Raw genomic sequence first — 13,035 nt, forward strand, 5'->3', positions numbered from 1 at the left:
ATCTTTCGAACCGTATAATCTCCCTATGAACTTAAGATATTGGACATAAAGGTAATATACTAAATACCTGTGTCATTCTATGAAATTGCTACCGTTTTAAGAAACTAAAAGTTTTAGAAAACTAGCCGATAATGAGTTAACAAAAAATAAGCTAATGCAAGAAGGAATACCTCTTCGTAAAATTGAGTCAATTAAGAATAGTAAACCATTAGATGGAGAACCTTCTGGTGTCCATGATTTAACATATCCTCAACCAGGTGACTTTTGAGGGGGATAAGAGAAAGTTTTAGATAGTATGGAGGGAAAAGATGAATAAGGTATTTGAAGAAGCTAAATGTATTATTCAAAATATTGATTGGAGCCATATTGAGTTTAAAAGACCTTCGTATTATGCGTTATTATCTGAGCACCTGAGAAGAAGCTCATTATTTTATGATTATCTTCACAAAGATTCGATGAGAACAATAGTATTTAATGCTATGGAATTAATCGATATGCAATTACCTGAAAAAGTATTAGAAAAATGTATGGAATCACTCCAAAATGTAGAAGGTATTTTTGTCAGAGAAGTGTGTAAACATTATTTAGAATGGGCTTATTTAATAGGGGAGGGTGTACCAATTGCTGTTCAGTTCAAGGAGCTATACTTACCCATAATAAAGCTATTTGAAAGAGGGGGCAGAATACAATATGATAAGGGACTGTTGATTATTGGGGGATTAACTTGTTCGCGATTTGTATCTTCGGAGTCTAGTTTGTTTGAACCAGAGGATATTAGTGAGAGTTATCTAGATGTGATTGATAAAGATGTTTTGAATAGGTGATTATTGTAAAAAAATCATATAATTATCTTTCAATACAATCAATAAAATTCACAATACGAGCTATCCGCCGTATTGTTGTTTCTTTTTTGTACATCACAATAAGCTAAAAATAAAATTATATTAACAAAAATACACCATCCTGTGCCGAATTAACCTAAAATTCGACCCAGAAGATAAACGTTCTTTTACTCTCGTATCAACGCCCAGCAAATGCTTAAGTGTCATCCTACTATTTTAGTAAAGGAATTGGTAACTATGAGTGAAAAATCAGAAGAATTTTTTAGAAAAATCATAGATTTCTTACCGTCAACAGATGCTGCATATAGAGAATCAATTTCTACATACGGTGAAGTACTTGAAACTATAATTATTGAGGATATCTTCATGCCCGAGATTATAAAACTGCTAAGCGAAGAAAGTAACATCAGTTTGTTAGAACGAATTTTTGACTATTTTGAAGAAGTATCTACTTGTGGAGATGCTCACTTGATAAATCTTTTATCAATTACGGCATTAGAGGTACTCGGTAATGATAGATCGATTCTATCAACCGCACAGCAATACATGGGACCTGCAACGACACAACTTCAAATCGAAGCTGATAGAGCCATAGGTAGGAACGTCTAAGGTCGATAGATGCTTCTATGAAATCCACTAACTCTACAAAGTTAATAATACAAAAAAAGAGCATCCCCTCGTAAACAAGAGATGCCCACCGATATTCAATATTACAATCTGTTTACAAGTACCCAAGGCTCTTATTCTTTAACAACAGAAGCACCCACAGCATCTTCCATCTGATCGTTGTAGAGACGGAACAAACCTAGACGCCAGAAGGCTGCGCCTTTCAGGTCATAACGTTTTGCGAGTCCGAGCTTATCATCAACAGAAGATGGGGTTTCACTATTTAAGCTGATACCTAGCAACAGTTTTTCCTTCGGGACACCTGCTTGCAGCGCTAACTCAATTGCTTTCTGCACAAGGCTGTTAGGTTCAGGTACTTGGGCGTCGGTACCAACAGGGTTGAACTGATAAGCCATGATGATCAGATCATCGGCTGTGGCAGCGAGTGTTTTGTAATCATAACCCTTGTATGCACTATTTAATGGAGGCACCGCTAATGATAGGGAGATGTCTGCTCCTAGGGAAGCCTTCAATTCTTTAACATAATTATTCAGCAACTTCTGCTGCTGCACCGGATCTAATTTGAAGCCCAATCCTTCAAAGTCAAGGACAACTCCGCCGAATCCATTCTCCACAACCGCCGTACTAATCCCTTCAATCGACTTCTTCCGCAAACTACTGTCGCTTAATACCTTCGTTAATTCACCGTTACCATCAAGAGCATAAACCATGAGATAAGGTTTAATATCTTGATCTGCCGCATCTGCAACAATGGATTGTGGTGTAATGTCACCGGCTGCAGCAGGGAAGTTGTATTCATCTCCCTGAAGGGTGAATTGTCCTTCACGATCAATCCGACTCCAGCCAAACACAACGGAGTTCATGGTAGACACAAGATCTATTTCATGGAAAGCTCTCACCGCATAGAACGCTCTTAAATGCATCTCGCGCTGCGGCGAGACAAGAGATACGGTTCGTGTGGATTGATCCCATTTTACACCAACCCCGAATTGACTGCTGAATGAGCTTAACGGGATGAGTACACGACCTTCTCTTTGAACGGGTGCAGCAGCGAGTTTAACTTTTTTGCCATTAACCGTTGCCGTGGAACTACCTACCTGAAGCAATACCTCGGTTGTCTGTCCTTTTACCTTGCCAACGGCTTTGACCGTCTGTGACTTACTATTCCACTGAATACCAATACCTAGCGATTCCCCGACTGTCCGGAACGGAACGTAGGTGACGCCTTTTTCTATGCGGGGTGCTGCATCAAATTTCAGAGCGATGTTATCTAGTTTGACGGTGATTGCCGGTGCAGCCGAAATGTTTGATAGATTGGGAAGAGTACCAAGTAACGAGAAGGCAAGCACGGTTGCCGCGGTTGTTTTCATTATTTTCTTATAAAGCATGATTGATTATAACCTCCAACTCTCACATTATTCGTGACAACATACATTAACAAAATCTAGAAATCTAGTTTACCGTAGTATAGCAAAAATTGCATAGAGTTCCAATTCCATACGAGTCAATATTTGGCGTAATTCATATAACTCCAGATGATTCATTATAGAAACGGAATGGAATATGAGGAAAAGGAATAAAGTAGCTGGTATAGGTTCAAGATTACGGCACCTAGGGATTGGGTAATAGGTATTCATAAAAGGATGTATTTCTTCCAATAGAAGGGGGTTCCTCATGAATCATTCCATGAACTTATCCAGTGCAGCTATCCTGGGAATGGGAACGGCATTGCCCGTTCATTCTGTATCACAGACTGATATTGCTGAGCTTATTGCTTCTTCTCTTCATGATCGGCCAGATCTTGCTCGTTTTGCGAAACGGGTATTTAAATCTTGCGGGGTAGACACGCGTTACACCGTTGAACCCAGCTACCTCGGCACACTCGAACATTGTCGTTATCTTCCCTCCACCGATGAATCGGATATTCCCACAACCAAAGAACGAATGAATACATATAAACAGGAAGCTCTTCCGTTAGGCATTGAAGCTGCCCAGAAAGCATTGCAGGATGCGAATATGTCTCCAGATAAAATCACACATCTGATCACAGTCAGTTGTACAGGACAGTATTCACCTGGTCTGGACGTTTTGCTGATTCCACAACTGGGATTATCACCTCGTGTTAATCGGATGCCTCTCATTTTTCATGGATGTGCAGCTGGTTTGAAAGCGATTCAAATGGCTCGGGATATCGTGCAAGGTGCACCCGGATCACAAGTATTAATCGTCTGTGTGGAATTGTGTACTCTACATTTTCAGCCGGTGAAAGAAAGAGAATCGTTGTTCTCAGCATCGTTATTCGGTGACGGAGCATCAGCCTGTATCGTAGGTGCACCACAGTCCCAGGACTTACACTATCTTGATCTAGGAACAGGATATTCTGTTCTTCTGCCAGACTCCACGGAGGATATGACTTGGGAGGTAGGTAACCACGGATATGATCTGTATTTGTCCCCTCGCATCCCTAAACTATTAGGCGTTCATCTCGAGGAAGAACTTAGACAGCTACTTCAGAGCGAAGAATTACCTGAACTCTGGGCTATTCACCCGGGAGGAAGAGGCATCGTGGATGCTGTGCAGAATGTGATGAATCTGGAAGATGAACAAACGAAGTATAGCCGGGAAATTCTTAGAACGGTCGGTAATCTGTCTTCCAACACAATTCTGTTTGTGCTAAAAGCAATGCGCGCAGAGATGGCTGCCGGGCAGAAGCCTTCTACCGAGGGTGTTGCAATGGCATTTGGACCAGGTCTAACCGCCGAGCTTATGAAGTTCACCTACGTACCTGCGTTCTCTCCAGCCGTTAAGGAGGAAAAGGATCATGCCCTTCTTTAGAACATTGTCCATCAGAGCACGTGAGGATGAACTTATGGATGATTTCTCTATGGGTGGTGACGATTTAAGGGAAGCACTCAAACACTTGAGGCGACTGAACAAAATATTCGCTGCTCCTGGTCCCACCCTATTTGGTGTCGAGAAACTATGGAAAGAGATCGGTTGCCCTGATGAGCTTCACATTATGGATGTTGGCGCTGGTTCAGGAGATGTGAATGAGAAGTTACTCCGTTGGTCTGACAAAAAAGGCGTTAAACTGCACATTACACTCATCGATATGACAGAAGAGGCATGTGTGGAGGCAAGGCGACTATTTCAAAATGAACCGAGAGTCATTGTGCAACGTGCAGATGTCATGGATTTACCTGATGGCTCCGCTGACATTGTAACAGGATCTCAATTTGTACATCATTTTGATGGTCAACAATTGATTGATATCGTCTCCCAGATGCTGCGTATCTCCAGATACGGTGTGGTCATTAATGATATACATCGCCATCCGGTGTCCTATACGGCTGTGTGGATTACAACACGCTTAATCTCACGCAATCGCTACATTCGGCATGATGGCCCACTATCCGTTGCTAAAGGTTTCACAGGCAAGGACTGGCAGGAACTGAAGCAGAAGCTCAACCATCATACGATGAGTTACAGTTGGAAACCTCTGTTTCGTTATTCTGTTGTTATTCCGAATGATGCGGTCAAGACACTATCCTAGACAAATTAAAAATGCAAATTATACTGCAAAAACTTGTCCGAAAAGTGTACTCTTTAAATCTTTTGAATGGATGCACATGGATAATACTCTCTACATTTCAGTCATTAATCAAATTAGAGGAAGTGGAACTCTAAGTAGGAAGGGCAGGTGTAATCGTGTCCAAACAAGTTGACGTCATTATCATTGGAGCAGGCATTGCTGGCAGTACGTGCGCACTGCAGCTTGCGAAGCAAGGGCATGAAGTGATTTTGATGGATAGTCAAGAATTTCCCCGTCACAAAACATGTGGTGAATTCATGTCTCCTGAGACCAAGGAGATGTTGGAATACCTGGATATTCATCTTCTAGAACAGAAGCTACAGCCAACAATGATGGATCATGCGCAGATTATTATGCCTGACGGAGGAGAGATCGAAGCGCCTTTACCAGGCAATGCTTATGGCATTAGTCGTTATGAGCTAGATCGTATCTTGCATCAAGCAGCATTGGAAGCAGGAGCGACGATATTAACCAAATCAACCGTAACGAAGATTCAACAGCCGCAAGATGGCTTTTACGAAGTCCAGTTCAAGCAAGCAGGAGAGCTTGTTCAATATCGTGCTAAAGCGGTTATCGGGGCACATGGAACCAAGAAGCCACGGGGAGTTGTTCCGTCTGCAGAGGATCTACGGGATGAAACCGTCTATGTAGGAATAAAATCTCATTTTACTGGCATCACGATCCCACCTAGAGTGGAGTTGTACTTTTGCGAAGGTGGATATGTTGGCATCTCTCCGATTGAAAATGGGAAAACCAATGTGGCGGCTTTGTTGACACTGGAAACGGTACAAGGAAGCGGGACATCTGTGCCTGATATATTACATGCAGCATCGCAAACCAACAACAGATTAGCGGAGCGGCTCGCTGAAGGAGAGGCTGTTCCCGGTACGCAAGTATCCATAGCACCGCTGAACCTCTCTAACATACCAGAGCCATGGTCACAATATCCTCATATCGGTGATGCAATGATGATGATTCCGCCTCTAAGTGGAGATGGCATGTCAATCGCACTTCGTTCTTCATTGTTGTGCGCGCAGTACACAGACCGTTATCTCCGAGGTGAGCTGGATGATAAAGCGTGGGCAAGTGAGTATATTTTGGCAGCCAATCAAGAATTCACTCAACTGCTTAAACGAACAAGAACCATTCAGAAACTGGCTTTTGCTAAAGTTAACGTATACTATCCTAAACTTGTGCAGATGATGCCTAGCTTGGCATCCTATATCGTGCAAGCCACACGTTTACCGCATATGAATACGACGAACAGATAATAGTCATTAACATGAGGGTGGCCTGAGCCAGCCTCTTTTTTCATATTCTTCAAGACATTATGCGAATCTCGTAAATTGAACACGATAACCATAAATGATAGAATACAACAGAATATATAGCAAATAATTCTAGTTTTTCAGACATGTGGATCATGGAGGGGAATACTGATGAGCAAAATGGAAGAGTTTACGATATCCATCGTAGAATATGAGCCACGATATGCCCGTTCTATCGCGGATATGTGGAATGCTAGTCACGAGAGTTGGGGTGGTGATAATTCTCTCCAGACGGAACAGACTATCCTCCAAGAGCATCATCACAGCACACATCTTCATGTGTTTCTGGCACTTGATGGTGAAGAGGTCGTTGGGTACTGCAGCTTCTCTCATTATAAAGAGGATCAAGGTGCGTTGTATATTCCACTACTTAATGTTAGACCCGATTATCATGGATACAAAATTGGAAAGAGACTTGTGTTACGTGCGATTGAACAGACGTTGAAGCTGGGATATCCAAGGCTGGATCTGTATACGTGGCCGGGAAATATCAAAGCAGTTCCTACCTATAAGAAGAGTGGCTTTTTCTGGGAGAAAAGAGACGACACCACACATCTAATGAACCTGATCCCATCGGTCTTACAAACCGAGGCTGTGAAGCCATATTTTGAGCAACTCGATTGGTACGTAGATAGCGTACGTGAGATTCTGGTTGAGCCAGATGGAAGACAAGAGCGTGGTTTTGATTATTTTACATATGAATGGCGTAAGGCAGATGTGAGTTTGAAAATGGAGTATGAACGCACAGGACGAGGCTTAAGACGTATTGAAACAAATGACTATCTAATCCAAGCAACGATTCTGCATGAACATAAACTTCCGTTTGGTGCGACATATAATATTAGGTATGAGGCTGTAAATAAAAGCGGAAAGCCCCTTACGATTGAAGTGAAGGGCGTGAGCAATACCGATATTCAGTTTGATTTACAGGAAGCACGATCTGTAGTTGGAGAAGAACACATTGAGGGTAGTTTTCTGGTTCATCCGATCCAACGAGAACAGGATGCATTTCAGACACACCCTGTGGTTGAAGCGGAAGTGCTCATCAATGGACAAGCAGCTACCTTCAAGCTAGGGATTGAACCGAAGTTCCCTGTCAAGGTTAAGGCGTATGCTCCGGAACGATCATTATATATCGGTGATGGGTTCGAGCTAGATTTCACGGTGGAAAATGAGTATGACGAGGATACGGTATTTGCATTTCAAATACCAAGTGATGATGTCCTATCATTTAGCCAACCCGATGTTCAAATTCAGGTTCCGGCGAAGTGTCGTCTTACAGTTCCCCTCACTGCTCAATTGTTGAGCTATGGGATCTGGCATCATCATTTTGACGTATATCACGTATCTGGAGAGGAACGTTCTATCGTCCTTTCACAAGAGACGAGTCTTGTGTTCACTGGAATTCAATCCGCTTTTGGAGGGGAAACAGAAAATGACTGGGTGATTTCCAATGGGAGATATTCGGTTCATCTTAACAAAATAAACAATAATGTATCGATCTATGAGTGGAAAGAAAGTACATTTACTCTGAATTTTCCTCAATTAGGTCTACCATATGTCTCTGAATTTAAGAAGACGCGTGCAACACGAGTAACCTGCCGTCAAGAACAGGGGATGGTGCTCGAAGCTGAGTATGAACTTGCATCTAGTGAGGTGAAACTAGTTCAGATCATCCAATTATATAGCAATGGAACGATAAGTCGTCATCACATCGTAGAGAACAAGTCCAAGACCGCTCGTGACGAACCTATATTTCTGAAAGAAGGATTTCATCTCGGATTTGGGATTAGTGTTATTCCTTATGAGGATCAATTCGTCGATGTAAGACAAGGACCAGACGCATCAAACGCGGATTACTGGCAACTGGACAACGTGACCGAAAATTGGATTTTCACCGATGTTGGAGAATCTACGCGGGGCATCACTTGGCCAAAAGATAAGCAGCTTATTGTGGATGGCAGATCCTTTGCTATTGAGCACGAGCTTCATTTCCCCCAAGGAGGCCGGATTGAGACTAAGCCCATTCGTATCGCTCTAGGGACATGGAATAATTGGCGTGATTTCCGTGCCTTTGCCCAAAGTAATGAAGCTGTGGAAGAGCTAGAGTCCATTCCTCAACTTCAGACGAAGGTGAATCAAGGAAATCCCTTTTTACATGGGACGTTAGAGGTCGAGATCTCAGAGCAAAAGAATGCATTTTTGGAAGGCGAGATTACACTCTCTACTGAAAAAGCTAGTACATCAACGCAGAAACAGTATGTGTCTATAGACCAAGCGTTGAATCGCATTGTAACACCAATGACCTGGCAGTATGGACAAGAAGCAGACTTGATGTCAATGCACTTGAATATGGAAACGTATGAGATCACTCGAGCTCGGTTGGTATTTCCCGGTTTGAACCACCCCGTTAATTATCAGTTGGATGAGACAGAGTATGGTGACGTTCTTACGGTAAGCAACGGTGTTCTCCAATTTCAAGCGAGCAATACCTTTGCACCAACCGTATTTTCTCTGAAGCATCATGGTGTAGAATGGCTAGATTCCTCTTATCCTGAACCTGGGCCAAAATCATGGTGGAACCCTTGGCTTGGTGGCATCTCTAGCGAAATACATGGGTTATCAACGACAAGTATCCTTGGAGAAGAACGTGAAGCAAACTTTATAGCGCTTGAGGATAACCTAGGCAATGCTTGGTCAGGAATTAGAATGAGTGTCAGGATTCAAAAGAATGCAAAATTAAGAGGTCTCGTGCTTCATCATTACTATTTAACCCTGCCAGGTGTACCTGTACTTGCTACGACCATTCGTATAGAGCAGAATATGGGTGTGCCGCTGAAACCTTTCAGTTATATTAATCAATCCTTCTACCGGGCAAGCAATGAACTTACGGATACGAGGATAGATGTGAAAAATGATGCTGGCGAACCCATTACGTACAAGGCTGGAAGGGTGCAATACGGAATCGATGTATCAAGCGGAATGATTCAATATAGCTCACAAGAACGCATAGAACGTCTCACCTTCGTGGCACATCCGGAAATGGACGGAGTTTACTTACGAGTTAATAACCATATTGCTTCGTCAGTAGTAGAGGAAGAACTTGAGCTGCGAGATGGTGAGCAGCATTTCAGTAGACCACAGTTCTATATCATTTCAGATCTGATGGCTCCTGAGGAAGCGTATCAGGACTTACGCAATATTCGTTTTGATCCTATGAAGGTAGAAAGGATAATTCCATGAAGATTATAGATGCACATGTTCATTATTCTAATATTGCAGCTTTCAAAGAGACTGCGGAGACTTTAGCAGCGATTGATTATAGTGAAAAAGGTCTGCTACAAGAATTCGATAAGGCAGGTGTTATTGCTGGGGTGGGCATGGGTGTTACCGAGACTGTTCCAGACGCTTTTCCTGATAGCCATGCGCTTAACCCAATGCTGCTTGATCTGAGTGCAGAGCTTCCTAATCATCTCTATACCTGTATAGGAATTAATCCATTAACTCTACATCTAGAGGGTCAGGTTGAGGCAATAGAACAATCGCTGCGTTCAGAGCATGTGGTGGGTATCAAACTATACGCAGGCTATTATCACTTTAATGTTGGCGACGAGATATATGATCCTATATACAAGCTGGCTTCAGCGTACCAGATGCCTATTGTGATTCACGGAGGACTGACATATTCAGATCGAGGGCTCTTGAAGTATTCACACCCGCTCTCGATGGAAGAGACGTTTCTGAAGCACCGTAATCTGACGTTTATGTTATGTCATTTGGGTGATCCTTGGGTGATGGACACAGCTGCATTGCTGGAGAAAAACCCTAATCTCTACACGGATCTATCCGGATGGATTGTGGGAGATGCGGCGAAGGTTGAGCGGCTTTTACAGGAGCAGACCTATACAGATCATTTCCGCCGTGCCATTGTATTTGCTGAGAAATATGATCGGCTGGTGTTTGGAACCGATTGGCCGCTGGTTCAATTGGAGCCGTATATACAATTTGTAAAGCATCTGATTCCTGAGGCTCATTGGGAGGATGTATTTTATAACAATGCACTGCGTGTGTTTCCAAAGCTTGCGAAGATGATGGAAGAGCTGTAGCAATTAGGTATTTCAGGTATAGTGATCTAAAATGACGAGGAGTACCAAGAAGAAGGAATACAAAGCAGAGGAAGTAGAGAGAGTAAGCCGCCTGAAGGCGGCTTTTTATTATACATATGTGAATTTAAATCAGATAAGAAATTGTGTTCGGTAATGTCGAGGTTTGTCGAGGTCAACAATGTTAGGTATAGTATAATCATATTTAATTGAATTATAAGATGTTACATAAGGAGATAGAGAACGATGCCTACAATATTGGTTGCGGATGATGATGCGAATATCCGCGAACTTGTCTGTTTATTTTTACGGAATGACGGTTTCACGACACTTGAAGCAGAAGATGGCCAACAAGCCCTGAAGGTGTACGGCTCAGCACAAGTAGATCTTGTCGTGCTTGATATTATGATGCCGATCATGGATGGCTGGACACTGTGCAAGGAGCTTCGAAGAGCCAATCCGGATCTTCCGTTATTAATGCTTACCGCAAGAGGAGAGACATGGGAGAAGGTGAAGGGATTTGAACTTGGAACGGATGATTATCTAACCAAACCATTTGACCCCCTGGAGCTCACTGTTCGTGTGAGAGCATTGCTGAAACGTTATAAGATTGGTTCAACACAGATGATTCAGTTTGGCAATGTCATATTAGACCGGCAGACGTATAAAGTGACACGAGGTACAGAATCACTAACATTGCCACTCAAGGAATTCGAATTGTTATATAAGCTCGCGGGAACACCGGGACAAGTCTACACACGAGAGCAGTTAATTGATCAGATCTGGGGCATTGATTATGTCGGAGATGATCGGACGATAGATGTACATATTAAACGATTGCGTGAACGATTCGCGACGACAACTGATTTTCGGATTGAAACGGTGCGTGGGCTAGGATACCGACTTGAGGTCAACGAATGATTCGTTCCTTGTACATACGTGTAGTTCTTACCTTTCTCATCTCAGTCATTGCAGGCACAGTTATCTCGTTTTTTGTATCAATATGGATCTTCCAGGAGCAACTTAATGAGAATGCAAATATTAATTTGCGTAACTTTGGTCAAGATGTCGTGCAGATCTATGAGAGGCTACCGTCATCTGAAGCTGACTTATTCGTTAGTCAAATGAAGCAGCTCGAATCCTATTATATACGGATATATGAAGCCACAGGCGAGTTTACGTCATATGGACATTCTGACCGACATAAGTCGGCTAAGATAACGTCAGAGCAACTACAGACCGTGTTAAATGGAGGCGCCGTGCAAGATACACGAAATGGAATTGCTACGGCTCTCATCGGTTTGCCAGTGAAAACGGACATGGGAACCAAGGCGCTGTTCTTTGAAACACTTGCACCGCCTTCGGCTGCTTTTGTCATATCATGGGGATTAATCTTCGCGACCACTTCCTTAATAACGGGCAGCTTGTTGATACTGATTGCTTCCGTATTTCTAGTTAGACCGATTAAAAAGCTGACCCAAGCTACAAAACGGATTGCAGCAGGAGATTTCAATCTCAAGCTGAACATTAAGCAAAGTGGTGAGCTCGGTACACTGGCGCGTAGTTTTGAAGAAATGACGCATGACCTCCAGCAGCTGGAACAGATGCGGAGGGAGTTTGTCGCGAACGTCTCACATGAGGTTCAATCCCCGCTCACTTCAATTTCTGGCTACGCACAAGCACTTAAGAATGTAAGCCTCGAAGAGCATGAACGCACGCGGTACCTGAATATTATTATTTCGGAAGCGAAGCGGATGTCCAAAATGAGTGATAGCTTGCTTAAGCTGAGTATGCTTGAATCACAGTCGCAGCATATGCGACTTCGTACGCTTAGTCTTGATGAACAGATCCGCAGGGTAATTGTGGCGCTTCAACCTCAGTGGTCAGCTCGTAATATTCATTTTGAACTCAAATTAGAGCCTGTCCAAGTCATGGCTGATCATGATCAATTAGATCAAGTATGGACAAATATCATTGGTAATGGCATCAAATTCTCTAGTGATGGCGGCGCAATCCATGTTCATATGCAACAAGAAAGTGATCAAGTGACTGTGCGCATATCCGATGCGGGAATTGGCATTTCTCTTGAAGACCAAAAACGTATATTCGAACGCTTCTTCAAAGCAGATCGCTCCCATAGTCGTAAATATGAAGGTAGTGGTATGGGACTCGCGATCACCAAGCAGATTGTATCGCTTCATCAAGGTGACATTCGAGTTGAAAGTGTACCTGATCAAGGAACGACTTTCATTGTTACACTGCCAGTGGCAACCACTGCAGATCATTAGATTTGTTTTCATATACAAGTGAACTGCATATCGTTCAGCCAATAGAGGACAGATTTGTACATGTTATGGCTCCTATACAAGCATACTTGCGTGGGAGTTGTAGCATTTCATGCGCCCAATAAATCTGAAATCGTGAACTTAATTGGTGAGCAACCCTACGCTCAAGCTTATATTAAAGAGTATTTAAGTGGTGCCTCGTTTTTGTTTGAAAGGGTTGAACCGGTGAGTATAGAGGAATGTAAATCTAGTTAAGTT

10 protein-coding genes are annotated in these 13,035 nt (G+C 42.8%); 9 read left to right on the plus strand and 1 reads right to left on the minus strand.

Features of this window, described 5'->3' with window-relative positions; all coding sequences use genetic code 11:
• Positions 1 to 308 precede the first annotated feature (308 nt).
• Both V6W81_RS13840 and V6W81_RS13845 read left to right on the plus strand, forming a co-directional pair.
• Positions 309 to 824 (plus strand): hypothetical protein, encoded by a 516-nt coding sequence (locus V6W81_RS13840; RefSeq protein ID WP_338543788.1) that lies wholly within the window; start codon positions 309 to 311, stop codon positions 822 to 824.
• A 255-nt stretch (positions 825 to 1,079) separates the two neighbouring features.
• Positions 1,080 to 1,451 carry a DUF7674 family protein gene (locus V6W81_RS13845; protein ID WP_338543789.1) on the plus strand — a complete coding sequence of 124 codons (372 nt, stop codon included), beginning with the start codon at positions 1,080 to 1,082 and terminating at the stop codon, positions 1,449 to 1,451.
• A 131-nt stretch (positions 1,452 to 1,582) separates the two neighbouring features.
• Here the strand turns inward: V6W81_RS13845 and V6W81_RS13850 are convergent, their stop codons facing one another.
• Positions 1,583 to 2,857, minus strand: coding sequence for a stalk domain-containing protein (locus V6W81_RS13850; RefSeq protein WP_338543790.1), 1,275 nt, complete (start codon positions 2,855 to 2,857; stop codon positions 1,583 to 1,585).
• Positions 2,858 to 3,143: 286 nt separating this feature from the next.
• On the opposite strand from V6W81_RS13850, the gene V6W81_RS13855 reads away from it, so the two are divergent.
• From V6W81_RS13855 to V6W81_RS13885, 7 genes are all read left to right on the plus strand, one after another.
• Positions 3,144 to 4,304: a type III polyketide synthase gene (locus V6W81_RS13855; protein ID WP_338543791.1), complete on the plus strand. Its 1,161-nt coding sequence runs from the start codon at positions 3,144 to 3,146 to the stop codon at positions 4,302 to 4,304.
• Entirely contained in the window at positions 4,291 to 5,022 is a 732-nt protein-coding gene (locus V6W81_RS13860) for a methyltransferase domain-containing protein (protein WP_338543792.1), read from the plus strand. Before V6W81_RS13855 ends, V6W81_RS13860 begins: the two co-directional genes overlap by 14 nt.
• 155 nt (positions 5,023 to 5,177) lie before the next feature.
• Positions 5,178 to 6,332, plus strand: a complete 1,155-nt coding sequence (locus V6W81_RS13865) for an NAD(P)/FAD-dependent oxidoreductase (RefSeq protein ID WP_338543793.1) — start codon at positions 5,178 to 5,180, stop codon at positions 6,330 to 6,332.
• 168 nt (positions 6,333 to 6,500) lie between these two features.
• Entirely contained in the window at positions 6,501 to 9,632 is a 3,132-nt protein-coding gene (locus V6W81_RS13870) for a GNAT family N-acetyltransferase (protein WP_338543794.1), read from the plus strand.
• Positions 9,629 to 10,495, plus strand: a complete 867-nt coding sequence (locus tag V6W81_RS13875) for an amidohydrolase family protein (protein WP_338543795.1) — start codon at positions 9,629 to 9,631, stop codon at positions 10,493 to 10,495. Before V6W81_RS13870 ends, V6W81_RS13875 begins: the two co-directional genes overlap by 4 nt.
• Before the next feature lie 243 nt (positions 10,496 to 10,738).
• A complete protein-coding gene (locus tag V6W81_RS13880) occupies positions 10,739 to 11,413 on the plus strand; it encodes a response regulator transcription factor (protein ID WP_056691784.1) in 675 nt (224 codons plus the stop codon).
• On the plus strand, positions 11,410 to 12,780 hold the full coding sequence (locus V6W81_RS13885) for a sensor histidine kinase (RefSeq protein ID WP_338543796.1): 1,371 nt from the start codon (positions 11,410 to 11,412) through the stop codon (positions 12,778 to 12,780). Before V6W81_RS13880 ends, V6W81_RS13885 begins: the two co-directional genes overlap by 4 nt.
• Positions 12,781 to 13,035: the final 255 nt, after the last annotated feature.

It is taken from the genome of Paenibacillus tundrae (genome assembly GCF_036884255.1).
In the GTDB taxonomy this organism is placed as follows: domain Bacteria; phylum Bacillota; class Bacilli; order Paenibacillales; family Paenibacillaceae; genus Paenibacillus.